16 protein-coding genes and 1 pseudogene are annotated in these 25,756 nt (G+C 58.9%); 9 read left to right on the top strand and 8 right to left on the bottom strand.

Annotation, left to right across the window (positions count from 1 at the left end):
• The first annotated feature begins 56 nt into the window (after positions 1–56).
• The 4 genes from ACZ1HN_RS07355 to ACZ1HN_RS07340 are packed head-to-tail and all read left to right on the top strand — an operon-like array spanning position 57 to position 6,005.
• Entirely contained in the window at positions 57–2,381 is a 2,325-nt protein-coding gene (locus tag ACZ1HN_RS07355; RefSeq protein WP_472727023.1) for a DUF1989 domain-containing protein, read from the top strand.
• Positions 2,378–3,436 (top strand): quaternary amine ABC transporter ATP-binding protein, encoded by a 1,059-nt coding sequence (locus ACZ1HN_RS07350; protein ID WP_472727022.1) that lies wholly within the window; start codon positions 2,378–2,380, stop codon positions 3,434–3,436. The genes ACZ1HN_RS07355 and ACZ1HN_RS07350 overlap by 4 nt, the downstream gene beginning before the upstream one ends.
• A 1-nt stretch (position 3,437) precedes the next feature.
• Complete coding sequence (locus ACZ1HN_RS07345; RefSeq protein WP_472727021.1) at positions 3,438–5,024, top strand: ABC transporter permease; 1,587 nt, start codon at positions 3,438–3,440, stop codon at positions 5,022–5,024.
• Between the two features lie 30 nt (positions 5,025–5,054).
• A complete protein-coding gene (locus tag ACZ1HN_RS07340; protein ID WP_472727020.1) occupies positions 5,055–6,005 on the top strand; it encodes an ABC transporter substrate-binding protein in 951 nt (316 codons plus the stop codon).
• 120 nt (positions 6,006–6,125) lie between these two features.
• On the opposite strand, the gene ACZ1HN_RS07335 is transcribed toward ACZ1HN_RS07340, so the two are convergent.
• Positions 6,126–7,160 (bottom strand): LacI family DNA-binding transcriptional regulator, encoded by a 1,035-nt coding sequence (locus ACZ1HN_RS07335; RefSeq protein WP_472727019.1) that lies wholly within the window; start codon positions 7,158–7,160, stop codon positions 6,126–6,128.
• Between the two features lie 99 nt (positions 7,161–7,259).
• Between ACZ1HN_RS07335 and ACZ1HN_RS07330 the strand changes: the two genes are divergently transcribed.
• The 5 genes and pseudogenes from ACZ1HN_RS07330 (at position 7,260) to ACZ1HN_RS07310 (ending at position 13,202) form a co-directional block, all read left to right on the top strand.
• Positions 7,260–8,789, top strand: coding sequence for a tripartite tricarboxylate transporter permease (locus ACZ1HN_RS07330; RefSeq protein WP_472727018.1), 1,530 nt, complete (start codon positions 7,260–7,262; stop codon positions 8,787–8,789).
• On the top strand, positions 8,786–9,250 hold the full coding sequence (locus tag ACZ1HN_RS07325; RefSeq protein ID WP_472727017.1) for a tripartite tricarboxylate transporter TctB family protein: 465 nt from the start codon (positions 8,786–8,788) through the stop codon (positions 9,248–9,250). The genes ACZ1HN_RS07330 and ACZ1HN_RS07325 overlap by 4 nt, the downstream gene beginning before the upstream one ends.
• A 40-nt stretch (positions 9,251–9,290) precedes the next feature.
• Complete coding sequence (locus ACZ1HN_RS07320) at positions 9,291–10,262, top strand: tripartite tricarboxylate transporter substrate binding protein (RefSeq protein WP_299602759.1); 972 nt, start codon at positions 9,291–9,293, stop codon at positions 10,260–10,262.
• 54 nt (positions 10,263–10,316) lie between these two features.
• Entirely contained in the window at positions 10,317–11,720 is a 1,404-nt protein-coding gene (gene sauS / locus ACZ1HN_RS07315) for an acylating sulfoacetaldehyde dehydrogenase (RefSeq protein WP_472727016.1), read from the top strand.
• Positions 11,717–13,202, top strand: a pseudogene (locus ACZ1HN_RS07310) (class I adenylate-forming enzyme family protein). Before sauS ends, ACZ1HN_RS07310 begins: the two are co-directional and overlap by 4 nt.
• Positions 13,203–13,373: 171 nt before the next feature.
• Here the strand turns inward: ACZ1HN_RS07310 and rpoC are convergent.
• The 7 genes from rpoC to rplA all read right to left on the bottom strand — a co-directional run bounded on the left by rpoC (position 13,374) and on the right by rplA (position 25,755).
• The gene (gene rpoC, locus ACZ1HN_RS07305; protein ID WP_472727015.1) at positions 13,374–17,618 is read right to left on the bottom strand and encodes a DNA-directed RNA polymerase subunit beta'; all 4,245 of its coding nucleotides are present in this window, start codon (positions 17,616–17,618) and stop codon (positions 13,374–13,376) included.
• Positions 17,615–17,977 carry a hypothetical protein gene (locus tag ACZ1HN_RS07300; protein ID WP_299211420.1) on the bottom strand — a complete coding sequence of 121 codons (363 nt, stop codon included), beginning with the start codon at positions 17,975–17,977 and terminating at the stop codon, positions 17,615–17,617. Before ACZ1HN_RS07300 ends, rpoC begins: the two co-directional genes overlap by 4 nt.
• Positions 17,970–22,106, bottom strand: a complete 4,137-nt coding sequence (rpoB, locus tag ACZ1HN_RS07295) for a DNA-directed RNA polymerase subunit beta (RefSeq protein WP_472727014.1) — start codon at positions 22,104–22,106, stop codon at positions 17,970–17,972. Before rpoB ends, ACZ1HN_RS07300 begins: the two co-directional genes overlap by 8 nt.
• A gap of 293 nt (positions 22,107–22,399) precedes the next feature.
• Entirely contained in the window at positions 22,400–22,777 is a 378-nt protein-coding gene (gene rplL, locus ACZ1HN_RS07290; protein ID WP_299211414.1) for a 50S ribosomal protein L7/L12, read from the bottom strand.
• A 69-nt stretch (positions 22,778–22,846) separates the two neighbouring features.
• On the bottom strand, positions 22,847–23,359 hold the full coding sequence (gene rplJ / locus ACZ1HN_RS07285) for a 50S ribosomal protein L10 (RefSeq protein WP_299211411.1): 513 nt from the start codon (positions 23,357–23,359) through the stop codon (positions 22,847–22,849).
• A gap of 507 nt (positions 23,360–23,866) precedes the next feature.
• Positions 23,867–24,624, bottom strand: a protein-coding gene (locus ACZ1HN_RS07280) for an IS5 family transposase (protein ID WP_472726858.1) whose coding sequence is annotated in 2 segments (ribosomal slippage) — positions 23,867–24,300 and positions 24,300–24,624 — 759 coding nt in all. Because the reading frame shifts where the segments join, the coding sequence is not laid out codon by codon here.
• 432 nt (positions 24,625–25,056) lie between these two features.
• Positions 25,057–25,755, bottom strand: a complete 699-nt coding sequence (gene rplA, locus ACZ1HN_RS07275) for a 50S ribosomal protein L1 (protein WP_299212233.1) — start codon at positions 25,753–25,755, stop codon at positions 25,057–25,059.
• Position 25,756 lies beyond the last annotated feature (1 nt).

The following is a 25,756-nucleotide window of genomic DNA, read 5'->3' as shown; positions in this document are numbered from 1 at the left end:
ACCGGTTACACAGCGCACCTATCAATTGACGCTTGAACCAAACAGGGAATAGCCACGTGCTAAAACGAAGCGATACCTACACGCCTGCTCGCGCGCGGTATCAGGGCCTGAGGGACGCCGCTGCACTCCGCCGCGACATACGTTACGGCGAAATGGGCAGGATACGCGTTCGCGCAGGCTCGGTGATATCGATCACCAATGTGGACGGCGGATGTGACGTCTGGTTGACCGCGCTGACGGACAATACCCGCGATTTTGACCTCTCGGCGTTTGCGCAAGTCGGCGACGCTGGTCAACCGTTGCCTGTCGACGGGTTCGACAAGCGACAAATGGACATGCTCGCACATGGACGCGACAGTGATCTTGCCCGGGGCCGCGGCCTGCGCATCTTTGGCGCATCAGACGCACCGGGTGACATCCACATTGCGAAGATGACCGAGGACGCTGACCTGTTTTGCATCGTCCCCGTGTCGCGGGAATATCTCAGTATCGGTGGCGGCGGTTTTGTCGCTCTGTCCGTCCAACCTCCAACTGGATCGATCCGTGACGCATCGCTGCCCGAACCGATGGGCCGTGTTGTTGACGAATGGCGTGTCAGCCGCGGTACGGCACACGCTTACACATTAAAAAAGGGGCAATTCGTCCAGATTATTGATGTCGACGGGCAGCAGTGCTCGGATTTCATGGCGATGCGCAGCGACGCACTGGACCAAGGAACCGAACGGTACATCGACAGTGCCGTTTCCCGCACACTGGCACGCGGCGCCTATCCCCTGCCCGGCTTGCACGACAAGTTCTTTGATCAGGACATGAAACCGCTGCTGGCGGTGCGCCAGGATACCGTCGGACGGCACGACACCTTTGCGCTTGCCTGCACCGCACGCGGGTACGAGGAACGCGGATTTCCCGGCCACATCAACTGTTCCGACAACATAAGCGGAGCATTTGACCCCTACGGCATTCAATCGCGGCGCGCCTGGCCGGCGATCAACTTCTTTTTCAACTCGTGGATCGATTGGCAAGACCACCACATCGCAACAGACGAGGCATGGTCACGACCCGGAGATTACGTGGCCCTTCAGGCGCTGACGGATCTGGTCTGCGTGTCCACCGCGTGCCCCGACGATGTCGATCCCATCAATGGCTGGAACCCAACGGATATTCACGTGCGTATTTACGAAGAAAACAGCGATATCCAACACGCGGTGTCGTGGCGGTCAAATCCTGGAGATGCTGCACAGATGACGGCCCATTCGGCCTTCCACCCACGCATCTCGAAACTGACAAGCAGCCACCAGGTCGCCCGGCAACTCTGGATGCCGACACAGTATGACGCAACCGGCGCGGTTGCCGAATATTGGGCATGCAAGAACGCCGCCACCCTGCAGGACATGTCTGGGCTCAGGAAGTTCGACATCGTGGGACCGGATGCCGAAGAGCTTTTGCAGCTTTGCATGACACGCAATGTGGCCAAGCTGTCTGTCCATCGCGGCTTGTATGCCTTGCTGTGCGATCAGCGCGGATCCGTGCTGGACGACGGGACCCTGTTCCGGCTGGAAGACACCGCATTCCGCTGGTGCTGTGGATCGGATAATTCCGGTTTGCATTTGCGCGAACAGGCAGAGGCGCATGGCCTGAACGTGCGGGTCCTCAGCCATAGCAGCAAGATGCAGAACCTTGCGCTGCAGGGGCCGAAATCACGGGACATCCTGCGCAAGCTGGTCTTTACCCAACCGTCCCGTCCCACACTTGATAACCTTAAGTGGTTCGGCTTCACCATTGCCCGGCTTCACGACCGGGAGGGGCCGATGTTCATGCTGTGTCGCACTGGTTTCACAGGTGAACTGGGATACGAAATTTTTTGCGACAGCAACGACGCCGTTGCCATTTGGGACGCGCTGATCGACGCGGGAACCCCGCTTGGCTTGGTGCCGATGGGCGGTGACGCGCTCGAAATGCTGCGGATCGAAGCAGGCTTGATGATCGCCGGCGCAGAATTCGGCCCCGACATGGATGCGTTTGAATCCGGGCTGGGCTTTGCAGTCGATCTGAAGAAACCCGACTTCATCGGACGCGCCGCGCTTGAGCGTAATAACATTGCCCCGCGACGCAAACTCGTGGGGCTATCCATGGTCGGAAACGAGGTGCCAAGCCACGGCGATGGCATCTTTGTCGGCCGCGAACAGGTGGGCACGATCACCAGCGCCTGCCACTCTCCTGCGCTCGGCCATGCCATATGCATGGCGCGGGTCGCCATCGAAAACGCCGCACCCGGCACGGAACTGGAAGTGGGCAAACTGGACGGACATATGAAGCGCCTTGGCGCAACGCTTGTCGACCTGCCCTTCCTGGACCCAAAAAGAGAAAAGGCACGCGCGTGACCGAAAATACAGAAGAAGGGGTGGTCGTCACCCGCAACGTTTGGAAGATATTTGGCAACCGGGCTGACGAAGCCATGGAAGCCGTCCGCAGGGACAACCTGTCAAAGGCGGACGTGCTGGAAGAATTCGGCGCCGTTGTCGGGGTCAAGGACGTGTCGATCTCGGTCGGTGAAGGAGACATCTTCTGCATCATGGGCCTGTCGGGCTCAGGCAAATCCACCCTTGTTCGCCATATCAACCGTCTGATCGAACCCACGGGCGGAGAGATCCTGATCAACGGCGCCAATGTCGGCCAACTGAATGCCGAAGAATTGCGGGCCATGCGCGCCGACAAGATCGGGATGGTGTTCCAGAACATGGCCCTGCTGCCGCACCGCACGGTGCGTGACAACGTCGCCCTGTCTCTGGAGCTGCGCAATGTCGACGCCTACACGCGGGCGCAAGTCGCGGACCGTGTGATCGAACTGGTCAGCCTGCAAGGCTACGGCGACCGCCTGCCCTCCGAACTGTCGGGCGGGATGCAGCAGCGTGTGGGCCTTGCCCGCGCAATGGCCGCCGACCCGGATATCCTGCTGATGGACGAACCCTTCTCGGCCCTCGACCCGCTCATCAGGCGCGTCTTGCAGGACGAGTTCCTCGAACTGTCAAAGTCAATGAACAAGACGACGCTGTTCATCACCCACGATCTGGATGAAGCGATCCGCATGGGCAGCCGCATCGCCATCATGAAGGATGGTGAGATCGTGCAGGTCGGCACGCCCGAAGACATCGTGACCAATCCGGCGGACGCCTATGTGGCCGACTTCGTGGCGGGTATCTCGAAGCTGAAATTGCTCTACGCCCACACGGTTATGGAGCCACTAGCCGCCTACGAGGCGCGTAAAGGGCCTGTGGCACAGGCCGAGGCACCCGTGGCGGAACCGGATGACGACCTCGACAAACTGATCGCGCTCAGCGTCAACCAAGACCATCCGGTCCTGATCAAGGATGACGGCAACGTTGTGGGCGTCGTGTCCAAGGATGCAATCCTGCATGGCGTTCAGGGGGAGGCATAAAATGACCGATACAACACCCGATCAAATGGGCGGTGCGCCAGCGGCAGCAACGGATGAAACCAAGCCCTTTGCCGATTTCGCCGACAAGTCTGGCGGCTATTTCGCCCAGACGTTCCTATCCATCCAAAAGGCCAAGCTGCCTTCCACCCACGTCAACTGGTTGGCTGCCATTGCTGGCTTTCCCTGGGCCGCGATCCGCGCCAACAAAATGCTGTTCTGGATCGGCTTCCTGATCGACCTCGTGGCAGCCGTCTACCTGATGCAGGTCTGGAAATTCTCCCGTGCTGCGGAACAGGCGGTGATCGACGGCAAGGACTTCCTCGTGGTTCGCTACGAAGACTGGACGATGTCCAGCCTCTGGGCGGCTGTGATCATCTTTGTCCTGGGTCGTGTGCTGTTTGGATGGCTCGCCGACCGCATCTATTTCCGGCAATACAATGTCTGGCGGGTGGATCACAGCAAACCCTCGGGATGGGACATGAAACGGCTGATTTGGGCTGCGGTCATCGTCGCCATGATCGCACCACTGATGCTGTATCGCGCCTCGCAATTCCCACCCGAAGAACGGACTTGCATCAAACAGGCACGATCCATTGCAGCAGGCGAAGAGGTGGCGTTCAAGGATCAATTCGACTGCATGATCATCGGGGAATTTCCCACCATTGTCTGGCTCGAACGGCGCGACACCGTCACCTATCCCCGGAACGATGACGGCAACCGCTTTGTGCGCCGTGAAGCACCGCGCGACGGTCTGCCGCCGGTCAACCTGAACAGCTACACAGCGCAATTGATCGATGACGGCATCGGCTACCTCACAGCCTTCTACGGCTTCTTCTTTGACGGGATCACGACCTTCCTTCGATCAATGCTGTCAGCCATCACCGCCGTCTTCGTAGGCACGCCGTGGATCATCGCCATGGGGGCCATCATGGCCATCAGTTACACGATGGCCGGGGCGCGAATAACCATATTCGTAGCCGCCTCTCTCGTGTACCTCGCCCTCTTCGGCTTCTGGCAAACGGCCATGGACACGATGAGCCTCGTGGTCGCGGCATCGATCATCTGCGTGGTCTTCGGCCTGCCGCTGGGCATATGGGTGGGCAAGTCGACACGCGGACAGGCGATCATTACGCCCATCCTCGACATCATGCAGACGATCCCGTCGTTCGTGTACCTGCTGCCTGCGGTCGCCTTCTTCTCAATAGGCAAGCCGCCGGGCATCCTCGCCACTGTGATCTTCGCCATGCCACCCATGGTCCGCCTGACAGCGCTCGGGATCAAACACGTGCCTGAAAACACCAAGGAAGCGGCGCTCGCCTTTGGCGCCAACCCCCGTCAGCTGCTGACAAAGGTGGAACTGCCCCAGGCGCTGCCCTCAATCATGGCCGGTGTGAACCAGGTTGTGATGATGGCACTGTCGATGGTCGTCGTAGCCGCACTAATCGGCGCGGGCGGCATGGGCTTTATCGTGACCGAAGCGCTCGCAAACACCCGCACAGGAGCTGGCATTTTGGCCGGGATCGGCATCGCGCTTCTGGCGATGATGATCGACCGCGTCGTCCAGAAGGCCAACGCCGTCAAACACTAACCAAGAATGAGTTCAATAAGGGAGACACATATGAAACTCATCACAACCCTCACCGCTGCAGGGGCCCTGTCGGTTGCCGCAGTCGGTGCCTCGGCCCAGGAGAAAGTGGCCATTTCGGACCTGAACTGGACCGGTGCCAAAGCCATCGCGCACGTCATCAAGACGGTCATCGAAGGGCCGCTCGGTTCTGAGGCCGAAATCGTCGAAGGTCTGTCCGATCAGGCGATCATTGCCACAGGCATGGACAAGGGCGACGGCTCGGCCGACGTCTGGACCGATATGTGGATGCCCAACCAGCAAGGTCCATGGGACCGCTTCATCGAAGATGCAGGCACAGTGGCACACAACCAGCCCTATGCCGGTACACAGCAAATGTACGTGCCCAGCTACATGTCCGACCAGATCAGCTCGTTCGAGGATCTGAAGGACCCGGCGGTTGCGGCCATGTTCGACAAGGACGGCAACGGCAAGGGTGAATACTGGGCCGGTGACGCGCCGTGGAAATCCACGAAGATCTGGCAGGTCAAGATGAAGTCCTATGGCCTCTCCGAACTGTGGGAGCCCGAGATCATCTCGGACGCGACCTTCAAGGCACAGCTGAAATCGTCCTACGGCAACCAGAAACCGATCCTGTTCTACTACTGGACGCCTGAATGGATCCACGCCGCCTATGACATCGCGCCACTGGCAGAGCCCGAGCACTCAGAAGGCTGCCTGAACCTGCAGCTGGATGGTGAGGACTGGCTGGAAGTGTCCGAAGCAGGCTGCAAAACGCCGGACGCTCAGATCTTTGTCAGCTACTCCAAGTCGCTGGAAGAGCGGAACCCACCCGCGGCCAAGTTCCTGAGCCAAATCCAACTGGATCCTGCGGTCGTGAACGGCTGGATCCTGGCAATCGGTCGGGACGAGATGGATCCGCAAGATGTGGCCGAAGAATGGGTGGCCGAAAACATGGACGTCGTGAACGGCTGGATCAACTAAGCCGCTGACAGTTCAGGAAACCCGGCGTGAGGACTACCTCGCGCCGGGTTTTCTTTTTTATGGCCCCCAAAACGGCTATTTCCGGTCGGGCCAACTTCAAGGAAAGAAGCGCTTTCGCCATTACCCAACTGACACCGCCCGCGCAGAATGACGAAGCATGAGCGTAGGTTCGCAGTGTAAACTGCGCTGGTCCCAGGTCTCTTGGTCGATGATTGCAGCGGCCAGTGCCTTGCCGGCCTCGTGACCAATACGCTTTGCCGGAAGCCGCACTGTCGTCAACGCAGGTTCGATGTCCGACGACCCTTTGAAGTCGCCAATCCCAACGATCGAGATATCGTCCGGGACCGACAGCCCAGCCGCCTTGGCACCATAAAGTGCCCCGGTTGCAAGGATGTCGTTGCCACAGATCAGAGCGGTGGGCCGGTTGAGACCAGAAAACAGTTTCCGAGCGTCCGTTTTCGACTCAGAGATGCTGTAAACGGTGGTGAGAGACCAAGCATCGGGAACGGATACACCTGCGTTTTTCAAAGTCTGTAACACGATGTCGCGCCGGGCAAGCGCCCGGTCATTGCCGTCAGTGGGTGGAAACATGCAGGCGATCTTTCGGTGCCCCAGTGACAAGACATGCTCCGCGATCATGCGCCCTGCCTGTTCATTGTCTGCACCGATACAGGGGAAGCGCGATCCTGCCGCGTGGTTCCACATCAGCACGCAAGGGATCTCCTGCTGATCAAGAAGTTGAAACACAGCGTCATCATGATCCAGACCCGTCAGAACGACCCCATCTACGCGATGTTCAAGGAACTTGCGCAAGATCGCGTATTCGCGCTGCAAGTCATACCCGTGCGAGGCGAGAAGAATAGTAAAACCCTTTTCGGCCACGGTGTCGGAAAAGGCCTGCACAACTTCGGCAAAGATCGCATGGTCCAATGTCGGGATAAGCACACCAATCGTTCCCGAACGAATGCCGTGGATGGTTTGGGCCGCACGATTTCGAATGTATCCCGTCCTACGCACCGCGGAATCGATGCGCTTGCGCGTCGCGGGCTTAAGCAAGTCGGGATGATTGAAGTAGCGTGAAACCGTCGACGCTGACACGCGCGCGGCTTTTGCCACGGTCAAGATATCCACTTTTTTTGTTTTTGTTTCAGACACCTAAACACCCAAACTCGGAAATTTATGAAAACATTTGCAAAACTATTTTCATTGCTTAGCGTTACGGGTCAAGCCTGAGTTTGGGAGGAGTTGGGCCTGATGGACTTTCTGTTCTACATGGGCGATGTCTTCACCCCGATCAATTTCGGGCTGTTGTTGCTCGGCACAATTGGCGGCCTGATCCTTGGGGCGACACCCGGGCTCTCGCCGACAATGGCCGTGGCGCTGTTGATCCCCTTCACCTTTCAACTGGAACCGCAACAGGGGCTGATCCTGCTTGGGGCCGCCTACACATCGACCGTGGCAGGCGGCGCGGTAAGTGCAATCCTGCTGAAAATCCCAGGCGCACCTGCCAATATCGCCACAACGCTGGATGGCCACACCATGGCCACGAAAGGCGAAGGCGCGAAAGCCCTGCAGCTTTCCTTCCTCGCCTCCGCAGTGGGAGGATTGTTCGGCGTCTTCCTTTTGATTTTCCTCACACCCGTTCTTGCGCAGTGGGCACTGGCATTTGGCCCATCCCACCTGTTCTGGCTGGCAATCCTCGGCGTGACCGTGATCGGAACCCTCGATTCCAGCTCGGTCGTGAAGGGTTTGCTGTCCGGGTGCATCGGCCTTTGGCTCGCGACAATTGGTTTTGACGACATCATGGGGGCGCAGCGCTTCATATTCCATCCGTCGGTCAGCGGGGGGATCAACGTAATCCCCGCGCTTATTGGCCTCTTCGCCATCCCGCAGGTGATCACCATGTTCACCAAGGGACGCTCGAGCGATGATGCTGAGGTGATCAGCGTCAAGCGGCATCCGATCCGGCTCGCCGTCGTCGAAGTGATCAAACGCAAGACAGCGCTGACAATAGGAACTTTGACAGGCTCCATCATTGGGCTGATCCCCGGGGTCGGTGGCCAGATCGCAGGGTTGGTGGCCTATGACCAATCCAAGAAATTCAGCAAGGAAAGCCAGAAATTCGGAACCGGCCATAGCGAAGGCATCATCGCGGCGGAAAGTGCCAACAACGCAATGGTCGGACCCTCTCTTGTACCACTGCTCACGCTTTCAATTCCCGGCTCACCCACGGCGGCGGTGCTGCTTGGCGGACTTTTGATCCACGGGATCTTCCCGGGTCCTGATCTCTTCATGAACTACCCGCAAGTCGCCTGGACATTCATCGACTCCATGCTGATCGGGCAAATCCTCATGTGTGTCTTCGGGCTTTATATCGCTGGGCTGGCGGCCAGCGTTGCACGGGTGCCGCATGCGGTGATGGCCGCAATTGTGCTGGGCCTGGCCGTTTTCGGAAGCTACTCGGTTCAGAACTCCATGGGCGATGTCTATGTGATGGCAACACTGGGAATGGCCATGTACTTTCTTGAACGCTTCGGCTTCTCGGCAGCCCCGCTTGTCCTTGGTCTGATCCTGGGACCCATCGCCGAAGCGAATTTCATACAAGGCTCCATGATCGCCAACGCGACGGTTGGAACGGGCACCTATTTCTTCACGGGCTGGCTCAACTGGTTGCTGATCCTGATCGTACTGGCGTCCATCAGCTACTCGATCTGGATGGAGATCGCCTCGCGTCGCTACACCACCAAGGACGACGCCGTCGCCAAGGAAGAGGCCATGTCATGAGCGATCTGCCTCGCAGCCAGCACATCATCGCCTCGGGTCTTATCGCCGGGGTTGGCCTGAGCGTCGCCTATATCAGTTTCACACAGGAACCCGCAGACGCATTTGTCTTTCCCAGGCTGATCTCATCGGTATTTGCGGTTCTCGCCATCTGGACGTTCGTCAAGGCTGTCCTTGGACGGACAAAAGTCGGTAACGGGATCAGTGCAGATGCGATGCGTAAGATGCTGCCGGGGCTGATCATTGCAATCATCTATGTCTTCTGGGCGGCGAAGGGGTTGGGGTTCTACACGGCAACCACCATCGCCTTTTTTGTCCTCGTATCGCTCTACGATCCAGCCCCGCATTCAGACATCAAAAGCTGGATCAAACGGATACTCATCACCGCCGGTTTTATGGCGGTCATGTACGGTCTCTTCGCGGCATTGCTGAATGTCTTCACACCGCGAGAGATTTTTTTCTGAACCGCAAAAGCGGCAGATTTAACCCCAAGGGAGGAATAAAATGAAAAAATGGATCACAGGGGCGGCGCTTGCACTCGCCGCAATGGCGGGGTCGGCGCATGCCGATGGCCATGAAGCTTATCCGGAACGGCCCATCCTGATGATGGTCAGTTACGGTGCCGGTGGTGCGACGGATTTCCAGGCGCGCATCGTGACAATGACCGCCGGGAATGAAGATGCGCTTGGCATGCCCATCGCCATCGTCAACCGTCCCGGCGCGGGTGGCCGCGTTGGCTGGAACTGGTTCGCCTCCGAAGCCGAGGCTGACGGCTACACGCTGGGTGCTTACAACATCCCGCACTTCATCGCGCAGTCGATCGAAGGCGGCGTATCCTACTCTGCCGACAGCTTTGAACCGATTGCGAACTGGGGTGCAGACCCTGCGGTCTTTGTTGTTGGTGCGGACAGCGCATTCAACTCGATGGAAGACGTCGTCAACTATGCCAAGGAAAACCCGGGCGGCTTGACGTTCTCTGGTGCCGGTTTGTTCGTGGGTCACCACATTGCCGCGCTCCAGCTCGAAAAGGCAGCAGGCGTGAAACTCGCCTACATCCCCAACAACAAAGGGGGCGCAGGTGCGATGCGTGCCGTCATCGCAGGCGAAGTGCTGGGCGGAGTGAACAACCTTTCCGACGCATTCCGCGCGCGTGAAGCGGGCAACGTAAAAATCCTCGGTGTCTTCGATCTGGAGCGGAATGAAGAGTTCCTGCCAGATGTCCCCACCATGAAGGAACAGGGCTTTGAGATCGACAACGCGTCGGTCAACTTCCGCGGCGTGATGGTGCCCAAGGGTACGCCACAGCCGATCATCGACAAGCTGGCGACAACCGTGCCCGCCATGTTCGAAAACGGTCGGGTGCAAAGCCGGATGGCTGCGGGCGGCTCGCCCATGAACATCATGACGCGCGACGAAGTGCTCAAAATGTGGGCAGCGCGCCAGGCAACACTCGAAGAACTGCTTGCCGGTCTCTAAATCACAGGTGCAGCGCCCGATTCGCGGGCGCTGCACACTAATCAGGACACACCCATGAACACCATTGATCCCATTGCAGCCGTGGAAGCCATCGTAGCCCGCGCGCGGGCGGCCCAAAGCGCCTTTGAACGCAATGGATCGCAACAAGCATACGACCGGGCTGCGCAGGCCGCCGCCTGGGCGATCATGGAGCCCGCCCGCAACCGCCATTTGGCGGAGCTCGCGGTTGAGACCACGGGCCTGGGAAACGTGCCTGACAAGATCACCAAGAACCATCGCAAGACCCTTGGCCTGATGCGCGACATCAAAGAGGTGCGGACATATGGGGTCATCGCCGACGACCCAGCCACAGGCATCACCGAGGTGGCCCGGCCCATTGGTGTCATCGGAGCGGTGGTGCCCTCGACCAATCCGGGCGCGACCCCTGCAAACAACATCATCAACGCATTGAAATGCGGCAACGCCATCGTCGTATCGCCCTCCCCCAAAGGCGTGCCAACCTGCGAAGCGCTTTTGGGTTATATCCACGCCGAATTCGACAAGCTGGGCATCGACAAGGATCTTGTCCAGATGATTCCCGGACGTGGCTCCAAGGAGACGACGCAGCGCCTACTTGAGATCACCGATCTGATCGTCGTCACCGGCAGCCAGAACAACGTGAAACGGGCCTATACGTCGGGCACACCCGCACTCGCCGTTGGGGCAGGCAACGTGGCGGTGATCGTTGACGAAACAGCAGATCTGGCAGCGGCAGCAGAGAAAATAAAAACATCGAAAACGTTCGACAATGCCACCTCATGCTCATCCGAGAACGCAGTCGTTGTGGTGGATGCGGTCTATGACGACTTTGCCGCCGAAATGGCCCGCACGGGCGGCGCACTGATTCGGGACGAAACCAAGGTCACGTCCAAGCTGTGGGTAAAAGGCCACTTGAACCCAAGGGCCATCGCGCAGGACGCAGACAAGATGATCGCCGCACTCGGGCTGACAGATGAGGTGCCGGCCGACACATCCTATCTGGCCGTCGAAACATCAGGCATCGGGCCCGATCATCCGCTGTCGGGCGAGAAACTCAGCCGGGTGCTGACAGTCTATCGTGCAAAGGATTTCGAGGATGCGGTGTGCATCACCCGCGAGATTGAATTGCACCAGGGGGCTGGTCATTCCGTCGGGCTGCATACGCAAATGAAAGACCGGCCATTGATCCTCGCACAGGCAATCCCCACCAGCCGGGTGATCGTCAACCAGGCGCATACCTTTGCAACGGGCGGATCGTTCACCAATGGCATGCCCTTTTCGCTGTCGATGGGGTGCGGGTCTTGGGGTGGCAATTCGATTGATACCAACCTGCATTGGCGCCACTTCATGCAAACCACCAAGATCGTGCGGGAAATCCCGGCCAATGAACCCGCACTCGATGAGATTTTTGGCGACTACTGGAACGAAGCCGGACAATGATCCTTGACCGGAACACGCCGCCCAAAGGCACCGTGAAGGACTGGCTTGATGCCAGGGCAGACACGGGTGGCGTCGCGATTGTGTTCCCCGAAACAGGGGATACGCTTGATTGGCGAACCCTGCGCGATGAGGCCCGAGCAGCGGCCGAAGGACTGGCGGGGCAAGGTGTCGCCCCCGGCGAAAGCGTAGCCATCGTTCATCCCAACGGTCGTGCCGGTGTCGTGGCGCTCTATGCCGCTCTTTATGGTGGGTTTCGGGCAACCATGATCAATCTGGCGGCGGGCCCTGATGCAATCGCTTATGCCCTCGATCACAGCGGTGCGCGCTACGCCTTTGTCCACGACAGTCAGAGGGACGTGATTGCTCGGGTTGCACCAACCCGACTGACAATCCTTGAACCAGACATGCTGGCGCAGCGGGCGTCGTTGGCAACTTTCGATGCCGCGCAGCATGCATTGCTGATGTACACGTCCGGCACAACCGGTCAGCCAAAAGGTGTCGTGCATGCACACGCCAGCCTGCTCGCGGGCGGATGGACGACTGCCATCGCACATGACCTGTCGGCAAAGGATCGCGGCTTTTGCGTTTTGCCAATCTACCACATCAACGGGCTTTGCGTCACCTTGATGGGATCACTCGTCTCTGGCGGATCGCTGGCGATGACCGCCAAGTTTTCAGCCAGCCAGTTCTGGGAACAGGCCGACCGTGCCGAGGTAACCTGGTTCTCGGTCGTGCCGACAATCATCAGCCATCTTCTGCACAGCGAAACCAACCCGAACACAGATGTTTCCGCCCGGCTGAGATTTGGGCGCTCTGCCTCCTCCGCCCTGGCGGTCGAGACTCAATCCGCCTTTGAAGAGCGTTTCAAGGTTCCGATCATCGAGACAATGGGACTGACCGAAACCGCAGCGCAAATTCTTTCAAACCCACTCCCCCCGGCACACGCAAAATCGGATCCCCCGGCATCGCCTTTGGCAACAAGGTGCGCATCCTGACCGCCGATCTTGAGGATGCACCGCCCCTGCAAGAGGGTGAAATCGCCATTCGCGGCCCGAACGTGATGGTCGAATACCTGCACAACCCGGAGGCCACAGCCAAAACCTTTGCCGGAGAATGGCTCCGCACCGGGGATCTCGGGCACATAGACGAAGACGGCTATGTTTTCGTGACCGGTCGCCTGAAAGAGCTGATCATCAAGGGGGTGAAAACATCGCCCCCCGCGAGATTGACGAGGTTCTCTATTCCGAGCCGGATATCATCGAAGCGGCTGCCTTCGCTCGCCCTTGCAAAAGCTATGGTGAACGGGTCGAAGCTGCCGTCAGCGTCAAACCCGGGTCACAGCTCTCAGAGGCTGCCTTGATCGACCTGTGCCACCAACGGCTTGGCGCATTCAAATCCCCGGAAAGCATCCACTTTCTCAAGGAGTTACCGAAAGGACCATCCGGGAAAATCCAAAGGCTCAAGTTGGCATCCTTGATCTGAACGACCTTCAACGGGCCTCTTCTCACCATCGGCAACCAAAGAAACCTGCCTCGGGACCAGCGATGACCCAATTGCGGGCGAACGGGCGGCTCGCACTCTTCCACAGCGCACAAAAACAAAAAAACCCCCGCCATCTCTGGCGGGGGTTTGATTTTCAAACTGCGACCCAAATCAGTCGCGGCTGTCTTCCGAATGGTCGATGACCGTGTCGAACACATCGCCACCCACCACATCTTCGGCAGCCGGTGCAGCCAGGGCAGCAGCCGCTTCGGCCTCTTCCCGACGGGCTTCGATGACGACGTTGTCGCGGTCCGATGCGATCTTGCGCACGGACTGTGTTGCACCACCGGTCCCGGCAGGGATCAGACGGCCCACGATCACGTTCTCTTTCAGACCGACCAGCTTGTCTTTCTTGCCCTGCACCGACGCTTCGGTCAGCACGCGGGTTGTTTCCTGGAAGGACGCAGCCGAGATGAACGACCGGGTCTGCAGTGACGCCTTGGTGATACCCAACAGGATCGGACCACCCTGAGCTGGCCGTCCGCCTTTCGACAGCGCCTTCTCGTTGGCGGCATCGAACTCCTGCTTGTCCACGTGCTCACCTTTCAGCAGCGTGGTGTCGCCCGAGTCCTCGATCTCCCATTTCTGGAGCATTTGCCGGACGATGACCTCGATGTGCTTGTCGTTGATCTTCACGCCCTGCAGACGATAGACCTCCTGCACCTCGTTGATCATGTAGTCGGCCAAGGCCTCGACACCCATGATGGCAAGGATGTCATGGGGGGCGGGATTGCCATCCATGATGTAGTCACCCTTCTGGATGAAGTCGCCCTCAGCCACCGGGATGTGCTTGCCCTTGGGCACCATGTACTCGACCTTGTCCATGGTCTCGTCGGCGGGCTCAATCGCAATGCGGCGCTTGTTCTTGTAGTCCTTGCCAAAGCGCACGTAACCATCGATTTCGGCGATGATCGCGTGATCCTTGGGACGACGGGCTTCGAACAGTTCAGCCACACGTGGCAGACCACCGGTGATGTCCTTGGTCTTGGCGCCTTCACGCGGAATACGTGCCACGACGTCACCAGCGGCGACCTCCTGACCGTCTTCCACCGACAGAACCGCGTCCACGGACATCGCGTAAGTGATCGGGTTGCCCGCATCGTTGCGCACGGGCTCACCGTCTTCACCCACAAGGATGATTTCCGGCTTCAGCTCGTTGCCTTTCGGTGCGGTCCGCCAGTCGATCACGATCTTCTGGGTCATGCCGGTTGCTTCGTCAGTCTCGTCGCGAACCGCAAGGCCCGAAACCAGGTCGACATATTTCGCAGTACCGGCTTTCTCCGCGATGATCGGCAGAGTGTATGGATCCCACTCAAACAGCTTTTCGCCACGCTTTACATCCTGACCATCGGTGACGAACAATGCCGTACCGTAGCCCAGTTTGTGATTGGCGCGCTCGTCGCCGTTCTCGTCCTGGATGATCAGTTTCATGTTCCGGCCCATGACCAGAACCTGACCTGCTGCGTTGGTCAGCGTCTGCGCGTTCTCAAAGACGATCTTGCCTTCCTGACTTGCTTCCAGGAACGACTGCTGGCCACCTTGCGCAACGCCGCCGATGTGGAAGGTCCGCATCGTCAGCTGCGTGCCCGGTTCACCGATGGACTGGGCGGCAATGATGCCGACCGCTTCACCGGTGTTGACCATGGTGCCGCGCGCCAGGTCACGACCATAGCACATCGTACACACGCCTTCTTCGGCCTCACAGGTCAGCGGTGACCGGATGCGCATCGACTGCACGCCCATCTCTTCGATGGCGTCCGACATACGCTCGTCGATCAACGTGCCGGCTGCCAGGATCACCTCGTCGGTGCCGGGCTTGAGCACGTCATCGGCGGCAACACGGCCCAGCACACGCTCGGCCAGCGATGCAACCACCTCACCGTCATTCACGGCCGCTTCGGCAGTGATGGCGTTTTCGGTGCCACAGTCCAGATCGCGCACGATGCAGTCCTGTGCGACGTCCACCAGACGACGGGTCAAGTAACCCGAGTTCGCCGTCTTCAGAGCGGTGTCCGACAGACCTTTCCGCGCACCGTGGGTCGAGTTGAAGTATTCAAGAACGGTCAGACCTTCCTTGAAGTTCGAGATTACGGGCGTTTCGATGATGTCGCCGTTCGGACGGGCCATCAGGCCGCGCATCCCGCCCAGCTGCTTCATCTGCGTGACCGAGCCACGGGCACCGGAGTGCGCCATCATGTAGACCGAGTTCGGCTCCATTTCAGCGCCACTCTCATCCCGACGATCCGCCGAGATCGAGCCCATCATCGCGTCGGTGACCTTATCGTTACACTTCGACCAGGCATCGACCACCTTGTTGTACTTTTCGCCCTGGGTGATCAGACCGTCCATGTACTGCTGTTCAAAGTCCTTCACCTGATCGCGGGTTTCATCCACGATGGTCCACTTGGTGTCGGGGATCAGCATGTCGTCCTTGCCGAACGAAATGCCCGCCTTGAACGCGTGACGGAAGCCCATGGTCATGATCTGGTCACAGAAGATGACCGACTCTTTCTGACCACAATAGCGGTAGACGGTGTCGATCACCTGCTGCACTTCCTTCTTCCGCAGAAGACGGTTCACCAGTGCAAACGGTGCCTTGTTGTTGAGCGGCAGAAGCGCACCCAAAAGGACACGACCCGGGGTCGTTTCGAACCGTTCCATCACCTCAAGCCCTTCGGGGTTGATTTGCGGAACACGAGCGGTGATCTTTGAGTGCAGGTGCACAACACCAGCGTCGAGGGCGTGTTGCACTTCCTCGATCGAACCAAAGACCATGCCTTCGCCCTTCATGCCTTCGCGTTCCAGGGTCACATAGTAGAGACCCAGGATCATATCCTGCGAAGGAACGATGATCGGCGCGCCGTTTGCAGGCGACAGAACGTTGTTCGTCGACATCATCAGCACGCGCGCTTCCAGCTGGGCCTCAAGGCTCAGCGGCACGTGCACAGCCATCTGGTCACCGTCGAAGTCGGCGTTAAAAGCCGAACAAACGAGCGGGTGCAACTGGATGGCTTTGCCTTCGATCAGCACGGGCTCGAACGCCTGAATGCCAAGACGGTGCAGCGTGGGCGCACGGTTCAGCATGACAGGGTGTTCGCGGATCACCTCGTCAAGGATATCCCAAACTTCGGGACGCTCTTTCTCGACCAGTTTCTTGGCTTGCTTAACGGTGGACGACAGCCCCTTCGCCTCAAGCCGCGAATAGATGAACGGCTTGAACAGCTCCAGCGCCATCTTCTTCGGAAGACCACATTGATGCAGCTTCAGTTCCGGCCCGGTCACGATGACCGAACGGCCCGAGAAGTCGACCCGCTTACCCAGAAGGTTCTGACGGAAGCGACCCTGCTTACCTTTCAGCATGTCCGACAGCGATTTCAGCGGGCGCTTGTTGGCACCCGTGATGACACGGCCACGACGGCCGTTGTCGAACAATGCGTCGACAGATTCCTGCAGCATCCGCTTTTCGTTGCGAACGATGATGTCAGGCGCGCGCAGTTCGATCAGACGCTTCAGACGGTTGTTCCGGTTGATGACCCGGCGATACAGATCGTTCAGGTCGGACGTCGCGAAACGACCCCCATCCAGCGGCACCAGAGGGCGCAGTTCCGGCGGGATCACGGGGATCACGGTCAGAACCATCCACTCCGGGCGGTTGCCGGACTCGAGGAACGACTCCACAACTTTCAGGCGCTTGATGATCTTCTTGGGCTTCAGCTCGCCTGTCGCCTCTTTCAGATCGGCGCGCAGGGTCTCTGCCTCTTGCTCAAGGTCGATCTGGGACAGCATCTCGCGGATCGCTTCGGCACCGATATTGGCGGTGAAGGCGTCCATGCCGAGCGCGTCCTGCGCGTCCATGAACTCTTCTTCCGACAGCATCTGGCCATAGGACAGGTCGGTCAGACCCGGCTCGGTCACCACGTAGTTCTCGAAATACAGCACACGCTCCAGATCGCGCAGCGTCATGTCCAGCATCAGACCGATGCGGGAGGGCAGCGATTTCAAAAACCAGATGTGCGCGACGGGAGCCGCCAGTTCGATGTGGCCCATCCGCTCGCGGCGGACCTTTTGCAGCGTGACTTCGACACCGCATTTCTCGCAGACAACGCCGCGATACTTCATGCGCTTGTATTTGCCGCACAGGCATTCGTAATCCTTGATCGGGCCAAAGATACGCGCACAGAACAGGCCGTCACGTTCGGGCTTGAACGTCCGGTAGTTGATGGTCTCGGGTTTCTTGATCTCGCCAAACGACCACGAGAGGATGCGTTCGGGCGACGCCAGGCTCACCTTGATCTCATCAAAGACCTTCGGCGGCGTCAGCGGGTTGAACGGGTTGTTTGTCAGTTCCTGGTTCATGACTTGTCCTTTCCAGGCGGCACGCATTCGAACGAATGTGTCATAAATAGTTGATCGGCGGCGGGGCCGAATTCAGCGACGTCGAAAAACCTAACGGCTCGCGTAGACGGAACGATGCGATTTGAAACGGGAACGAACGCGCAATGATCCGATACCCGCTTCTGGCAAACGTTTTGGCTCACAAATGCCGAAGGGCAGTAAATCCCCGCAAGCTCTGCGCCACCTTCCAACTCTACGTCGATGACGAAGGGCCGGAAGGTGTTTTCCCAAGTAGCAAAAGCAGCGATCGCAATTAAGGGCACTGCAATCGCGCTTCCAACTACCCGAGCGAGCAAGCGTAAGTCCTTCACGTTACTCATCTTCCTCCGCATCCAGGAGTTCCATGTTGAGGCCCAGACCGCGGACCTCTTTGACCAGAACGTTGAACGATTCCGGCACGCCGGCCTCAAAATTGTCCTCGCCCTTGACGATGCTCTCATAGACCTTGGTCCGGCCTGCCACGTCGTCCGACTTCACCGTCAGCATCTCCTGTAGGGTGTAGGCGGCGCCATAGGCTTCCAGGGCCCAGACCTCCATCTCACCAAAGCGCTGACCACCGAACTGCGCCTTACCACCCAGCGGCTGCTGCGTGACGAGGGAGTACGGACCGGTCGAACGGGCGTGGATCTTGTCGTCCACAAGGTGGTGCAGCTTCAGCAGGTACTTGATGCCGACGGTCACAGGGCGGGCAAATTGCTCGCCTGTACGACCATCGAACAGCACCGACTGACCCGATGTCGAGAAGCCTGCACGCTCCAGCGCGTCGTTCACGTCCGCCTCTTTCGCACCGTCAAAGACGGGCGTGGCGATCGGAACACCGCGTGTGACGTTGCCAGCGGCTTCGATCATCCGCTCTTCGTCCATGCCCGAGATGCCCTCTTCATAGACATCACCGCCATAGGCGAGTTGCATCGCTTCGCGCACCGGCGTCAGGTCACCCGAACGACGGTACTCTTGCAGCGCCTCGTCCACGTTCACACCCAGACCGCGTGCGGCCCAGCCCATGTGTGTCTCAAGAATCTGACCGACGTTCATACGCGACGGAACACCCAGCGGGTTCAGACAGAAGTCGACAGGCGTACCATCCGCGAGGAACGGCATGTCCTCCATCGGCACCACCTTCGAAATCACACCCTTGTTGCCGTGACGACCAGCCATCTTGTCGCCCGGTTGCAGCTTGCGCTTCACCGCCACGAACACTTTGACCATCTTCATCACGCCCGGGGGCAGATCGTCACCACGGCGCACCTTCTCGACCTTGTCTTCAAAACGGGCATCCAGGGCACGCTTCTGCGCCTCGTATTGCTCGTTTAGGGCCTCGACCACTTGCGCCGATTGCTCGTCCTTCAGGGCAATCTGCCACCATACGGACCGCGGGAAGGCTTCCAGCAGGTCCGCATCAACGTTCGAGCCTGCCTTGACGCCTTTCGGCCCCTTGGCAATCTCTTTGCCCAACAGCATATCGCCCAGACGGGCATAGATGTTGCGGTCCAGAATGGTCAGCTCGTCGTCGCGGTCACGGGCAAGGCGTTCAACTTCCTCACGCTCGATCTGCAGAGCACGCTCGTCTTTTTCCACACCGTGGCGGTTAAAGACGCGCACCTCAACGACCGTGCCGAAATCACCCGGCTTCACACGCAGCGACGTGTCGCGCACGTCCGAGGCTTTCTCACCAAAGATGGCGCGCAGAAGCTTCTCTTCCGGCGTCATCGGGCTTTCGCCCTTCGGTGTGATCTTGCCCACCAGGATATCGCCCGGCTCAACGTCCGCACCGATATAAACGATGCCCGCTTCGTCGAGGTTGCGCAGGGCTTCCTCACCGACGTTCGGGATATCGCGGGTGATCTCTTCCGGCCCCAGCTTGGTGTCACGGGCGGCGACTTCGAATTCCTCGATGTGGATCGAGGTAAAGACGTCATCGCGCGACACACGTTCCGAGATCAGGATCGAGTCTTCGTAGTTATAGCCGTTCCACGGCATGAATGCGACAACCACGTTCTTGCCCAGCGCCAGTTCACCCATATCGGTGGACGGACCATCGGCAATCACTTCGCCCTTCTGAACCGTGTCACCCACCTTCACCAGCGGACGCTGGTTGATGCAGGTGTTCTGGTTCGAGCGCTGGAACTTGCGCATGCGGTAGATGTCCACGCCCGCGTCGCCCAGCTCAAGGTCGTGCGTGGCACGGATCACGATCCGGGTGGCATCCACCTGGTCGATGATACCAGCACGTTTCGCCATGATGGCCGCACCTGGATCGCGCGCCACAACCTCTTCGATACCGGTGCCGACCAGCGGCGCCTCGGCTTGCAGAAGCGGAACCGCCTGACGTTGCATGTTCGACCCCATCAGGGCGCGGTTGGCGTCGTCGTTCTCAAGGAACGGGATCAGCGAGGCCGCGACCGAGACCAACTGCTTTGGCGACACGTCGATCAGGTCCACCTGATCCACGGGCGCCAGCGTGTAGTCCCCGGATTGACGGGTGTTCACCATCTCGTTGTTGAAGCGACCTTCGGCATCCAACGAGGCGTTGGCCTGCGCCACGGTGTGCCGCATCTCTTCGGTGGCGGACATGTAGTGCACTTCGTCCGTCACCTGGCCGTCATTCACGACGCGGTAAGGGGTTTCGATGAAACCATACTTGTTCACGCGGGCAAAGGTGGCGAGGCTGTTGATCAGACCAATGTTCGGCCCTTCCGGCGTCTCAATCGGGCACATCCGGCCATAGTGGGTCGGGTGCACGTCGCGCACCTCAAAACCAGCACGCTCACGGGTCAAACCACCTGGCCCAAGCGCCGACAGGCGGCGTTTGTGCGTCACTTCGGACAACGGGTTGGTTTGGTCCATGAACTGCGACAGCTGGGACGAGCCAAAGAACTCGCGCACAGCGGCGGCAGCAGGTTTCGCGTTGATCAGGTCTTGCGGCATGACGGTGTCGATCTCAACGGACGACATGCGTTCTTTGATGGCACGCTCCATACGCAGCAGACCCACGCGGTACTGGTTCTCCATCAGCTCACCCACAGAACGCACACGACGGTTCCCAAGGTGGTCGATATCGTCGATATCGCCCTTGCCGTCGCGCAGTTCCACAAGTGCCTTGATGCAGGCCACAATGTCTTCGCGGCGCAGGGTGCGCTGCGTGTCTTCGGCATCCAATGCCAGACGCATGTTCATCTTCACACGGCCAACGGCGGACAGGTCATAGCGTTCGCTATCGAAGAACAGCGTGTCGAACAGGGCGCTTGCCGCATCAACGGTGGGCGGCTCGCCCGGGCGCATGACGCGGTAGATGTCCATGAGCGCGGTTTCGCGGTTCATGTTCTTGTCCTGCGCCATGGTGTTGCGCATGTACGGACCGACATTGACGTTATCGATGTCCAGAACCGGAATGTCGGTGGTGCCCGCATCCACCAGTTCCTTGACCGTGCCGCCGATCAGATCGCCATCCTTGTCATATTCAAGGGTCAGCTCATCACCGGCTTCGACATAGATCGCGCCGTTTTCTTCGTTGATGATGTCCTTGGCGACGAATTTGCCGACGATGTGCTCGTAAGGCACCAGCAACTCGGTGACATTGCCCTCGTCGATCAGCTTCTTGACGGCGCGTGGCGTGATTTTCTTGCCCGCTTCGGCAATCACTTCACCGGTTTTCGCATCAACCAGATCGTATGTCGGACGGGTGCCGCGCACACGCTCGGGGAAGAACGGCGTGACCCAGCCTTTGTTCTTCTTAAGCTTGTAGCTGACGGTGTTGTAGTAGGCGTCCATGATCGCTTCTTGGTCGAGACCAAGAGCGTACAGGAGCGTGGTCACCGGCAGTTTGCGGCGACGGTCGATCCGGGCAAACACGATGTCCTTGGCGTCGAACTCGAAGTCCAGCCAGCTGCCGCGATAGGGAATGATGCGGCAGGCGAACAGCAGTTTACCGGACGAGTGTGTCTTGCCCTTGTCATGGTCAAAGAACACACCGGGCGAACGGTGCATCTGGGACACGATCACACGCTCGGTGCCGTTCACGATGAACGTCCCGTTCGGTGTCATCAGGGGCATATCGCCCATGAACACGTCCTGTTCCTTGATGTCCTTGACGGACTTCGCGCCGGTGTCTTCATCGATATCAAACACGATCAGACGCAGGGTGACCTTCAGCGGGGCCGAGTAGGTCATGTCGCGTTGCTGACATTCTTCAACGTCGTACTTGGGCTTTTCCAGCTCGTACTTGACGTATTCCAGGACGGAGGTTTCGTTGAAGTCCTTGATGGGGAAGACCGACTGGAACACACCCATGATGCCTTCGCCGTCCATGGGCGTGGGCTCATCACCGGAATTCAGGAACAGGTCGTAGGAAGACTTTTGAACCTCGATGAGGTTGGGCATATCCAAAACTTCACGGATTTTGCCATAATATTTACGAAGACGTTTCTGGCCAAGGAACGTTTGCGCCATACTGGTGTCACCTTTCAGCGTTTCTCTGGACACTGCAATGCCGTCGGGCCCCGGCACGCTGCACCCGTGAGACGATGGGTTTCAGGTCAATTCATGGCCACCGTCCCACCGGCGGCCTCCCGACCTTTCAAACCGCATCTTGGAAAAGACTTTTCAGGAAAGCCCTTACCAAGACGGGTCGGGCCGGACGCGCGATATGCGCATCCAGCCCATCGTTTTCAAGTGGGGGTGTGGAATTCGGCAAGAACCCCTGTCGCCCTTGATGCACAAAGGCGCCCCCGTCCCAGCGGGACTTAGGCCAGTTCGACCTCGGCGCCAGCTGCTTCCAGCTTGCCTTTGATCTCTTCGGCTTCGTCTTTGCCGCAGCCTTCTTTGATCTTGCCACCGGCTTCGACCAGGTCCTTGGCTTCTTTCAGGCCCAGGCCTGTGATGCCGCGGACTTCCTTGATCACGTTGATCTTGGAGGCGCCAGCGTTTTTCAGGACGACGTCGAATTCCGACTTCTCTTCCTCGGCCGCGGCGCCGGCGCCGTCAGCAGGACCAGCCATCATCACAGCGCCGCCAGCGGCGGGCTCGATGCCGTACTCGTCCTTGAGGATGGTTTTCAGTTCTTGTGCTTCCAGCAGGGTCAGACCAACGATCTCTTCTGCCAGTTTCTTCAGATCAGCCATTTTATCAGCTCTTTCCGTTTACAGTGTGTTCCAACGTGCGCGATGTCCGCACGCCAATCAGACAATGCCTTAGGCCGCCTTTTCCTCGATGGTCGAGAGAACGGAGGCGATGTTGCTTGCAGGTGCGCCAATGGCCCCGGCGATGTTCGATGCAGGTGCGCCAAGCATGCCCGCGATGGTGCTGATAAGCTCCTCGCGCGAAGGCATCTTCGACACAGCCGTCACACCGGCCCGGTCCAACGCGTTCTCACCCATGGCCCCGCCCAGGATCACGAACTTGTCGTTTTCCTTGGCAAAGTCCTCGGACACCTTGGCTGCGGCCACGGGGTCTTCGGAAAAGGTCAGAACGGTCATGCCCGTCAGGTAATCACCGATGCTTTCGCATGGCTTCCCATCCAGGGCGATCTTGGCGAGCCTGTTTTTTGCAACCCGAACAGAAGCTTCCGCGTCACGGGCACGTGCGCGCAGGTCCTGCATTTCGGCAACTGTCAGACCGGCGTAGTGGGCAACCACGACGACGCCAGAGCTTTCAAAGATCTGGCCGAGTTCCTCGACCACTTTCTCTTTCTGGGCTCTATCCACAGTTTTCTCCAAATTTGGGGGCCTTGATGGTCCCCGGCTCAGTTTGCACCGGATCACTCCGGCGGTTTGGTCCTCGAAATACACGGGTCCAAAGCCGCCCGAGGCTCGACAGAGCATCTGAGCTTAACGTGGCCTGTTCCCGCCTCGGGCAGGAATTATGACTGGCAAATCCCAGTCACCCACCGTCTCGGACGAAATGAGGGCTTGCCGAATCACACGGAAGCCCTCGCAGGTTGGTTAGTCGGTTTGGGGCGGAATGCCAAGGGGGTAAGGCTGTGAGGGGCGGTTTAAGCGGGGTGTGGCTGGGGGCGAAAGTAACTTCCGCTCGGCACGTTAGCACGGCTTACGCAAGCAACCAGTCTTGCGACTCAAAATCGTGACTGACCCGCAGCTATCTATATTTATTCAGGCCGAAAGCACTTTTACAAAGCGTTACTGAAGCGCACAAAAATCGTCGGCACGGCCTCGTTTCTCTGAGTTGAGCGGCACGGTGACTAGGGTCAGGATTCATAACCAATAGATTACGGTCGCTGCGAGAGCGATTGCGGACAGGAAGACCTTGGGGCACCTGTCGTAGCGTGTCGCCACCCGCCGCCAGTCCTTGAGCCTGCCGAACATGATCTCAATCCGGTTACGCCGTTTGTATCGGCGTTTGTCGTACTTCACGGTAGTCTTGCGTTGCTTTCGACCCGGGATGCAGGCGCGTATGCCTTTGTCTTTTAACGCATCTCGGAACCAGTCGGCGTCATAGCCGCGATCACCGAGCAGCCAGTCCACATTTGGTACGCTGTTCAGTAGCGCTCGCGCGCCGATGTAGTCACTGACTTGACCAGCGGTGACAAAAAGGCTGAGCGGCCGCCCTTGGCTGTCACAGATAGCATGCAGTTTGGTGTTCATGCCGCCCTTGGTTCGACCAATCAGGCGGCCACGCCCCCCTTTTTCGCGGCCATGCTGGTCGCGGTACGGTGTGCTTTCAGATAGGTCGCATCAATCATCACGGTCTTTTCCTCGCCGTGTTCGGCAGCCAGGCCGACCATCATCTGGGCGAAGATACCTTTCTCGCTCCAACGTTTCCACCGGCTGTAGAGCGTCTTGTGCGGCCCGGAGGCCTCAGGCGCATCTCGCCATCGTAACCCATTGCGGTTGATGAAGATAATCCCGCTCAACACCCTTTTGTCATCGACCCGTGGCCTGCCGTGCGACTTCGGGAAGAAAGGGGAAAGCTTGGTCATCTGCTCGTCGCTCAGCCAGAAAAGGTCGCTCATGTCACCGCTCCGTTTTCCAAGCCGTGAATCATGCAGCGCACTGAAAATCAATGCATCCTGACCCTAGAGGCAGGAGTTGCCACCTTACAAAACGAACGGCCGGTTTGGGCTGCGAGTTGCCGAATGCAGATGCGTCATCTCGGAGCGATGACCTGGTATCTCTGGGCTCTTTGCGGACGCTCCAAACCACGCTTCGCAGACACGGAATACTCTGCAAGGTAAAGGGGCACCTTTCACTACTGGCTGCCTGACTTTTGGATGACTTTGAAACGATGAGATCAGAATAGTCCTGCTGCACGGGCCATCATGCCAGACCGTTGACCTATTTGACGGAGATCTTGGCGCTCGATATGCCCGCTCAGCTCCACACCACAAAAAAAGGCGCGCATCCTTTCGGATACACGCCATTTCAATCAACTTGTTTAGCCCCGATTACTCGGTGACAGCGTTTTCCACGTCAACGCTCACGCCCGGACCCATGGTCGAGCTTAACGACACCTTCTTCATGTAGGTGCCTTTGGCGCCAGCGGGCCTCGCCTTGGCCACGGCGCCCACGAAGGCGCGGATGTTTTCGACCAATTTGGCTTCGTCAAAGGACGCTTTGCCAACACCTGCGTGCACGACGCCAGCCTTCTCGGCCTTGAACTGAACTTCGCCACCTTTGGCCGCTTTCACGGCGTCTGCGACGTCCATGGTCACGGTGCCAACCTTGGGGTTCGGCATCAGGTTACGGGGGCCCAGCACTTTACCCAGACGACCCACGATGGGCATCATGTCAGGGGTGGCGATGCAGCGGTCAAAGTCGATGGTGCCGCCTTGAACGGTTTCCATCAGGTCCTCTGCGCCGACGATGTCCGCACCGGCTGCTTGCGCTTCTTCGGCCTTGGGGCCACGAGCAAAAACAGCGACGCGCACGTCTTTGCCTGTGCCGTTGGGCAGGCCAATTACGCCGCGCACCATCTGGTCCGCGTGGCGGGGATCGACGCCCAGGTTCATCGAGATTTCGATCGTCTCGTCGAACTTGGCGTTGGCATTTCCTTTGACCAGGGCCACCGCGTCTTCGACGGTCAGGTTTTCTTTGCCGGCGAAGGCTTCGCGGGCCGCTGTTGTGCGTTTTCCAAGCTTTGCCATC

The sequence above is a fragment of the Tateyamaria sp. GN1-10 genome (genome assembly GCF_055693845.1).
This window is presented reverse-complemented; position numbering and strand designations above follow the sequence as displayed.

What these genes read in the sequence shown, in the direction of transcription:
- ACZ1HN_RS07330 (WP_472727018.1), top strand. Translation starts at nt 7,260, where the DNA reads ATGGACTTTCTGTTCTACATGGGCGATGTCTTCACCCCGATCAATTTC.
- ACZ1HN_RS07345 (WP_472727021.1), top strand. Translation starts at nt 3,438, where the DNA reads ATGACCGATACAACACCCGATCAAATGGGCGGTGCGCCAGCGGCAGCA.
- ACZ1HN_RS07300 (WP_299211420.1), bottom strand. Translation starts at nt 17,977, where the DNA reads ATGAGTAACGTGAAGGACTTACGCTTGCTCGCTCGGGTAGTTGGAAGC.
- ACZ1HN_RS07340 (WP_472727020.1), top strand. Translation starts at nt 5,055, where the DNA reads ATGAAACTCATCACAACCCTCACCGCTGCAGGGGCCCTGTCGGTTGCC.
- rplA (WP_299212233.1), bottom strand. Translation starts at nt 25,755, where the DNA reads ATGGCAAAGCTTGGAAAACGCACAACAGCGGCCCGCGAAGCCTTCGCC.
- rplL (WP_299211414.1), bottom strand. Translation starts at nt 22,777, where the DNA reads ATGGCTGATCTGAAGAAACTGGCAGAAGAGATCGTTGGTCTGACCCTG.
- ACZ1HN_RS07320 (WP_299602759.1), top strand. Translation starts at nt 9,291, where the DNA reads ATGAAAAAATGGATCACAGGGGCGGCGCTTGCACTCGCCGCAATGGCG.
- rpoB (WP_472727014.1), bottom strand. Translation starts at nt 22,106, where the DNA reads ATGGCGCAAACGTTCCTTGGCCAGAAACGTCTTCGTAAATATTATGGC.
- rpoC (WP_472727015.1), bottom strand. Translation starts at nt 17,618, where the DNA reads ATGAACCAGGAACTGACAAACAACCCGTTCAACCCGCTGACGCCGCCG.
- ACZ1HN_RS07325 (WP_472727017.1), top strand. Translation starts at nt 8,786, where the DNA reads ATGAGCGATCTGCCTCGCAGCCAGCACATCATCGCCTCGGGTCTTATC.
- sauS (WP_472727016.1), top strand. Translation starts at nt 10,317, where the DNA reads ATGAACACCATTGATCCCATTGCAGCCGTGGAAGCCATCGTAGCCCGC.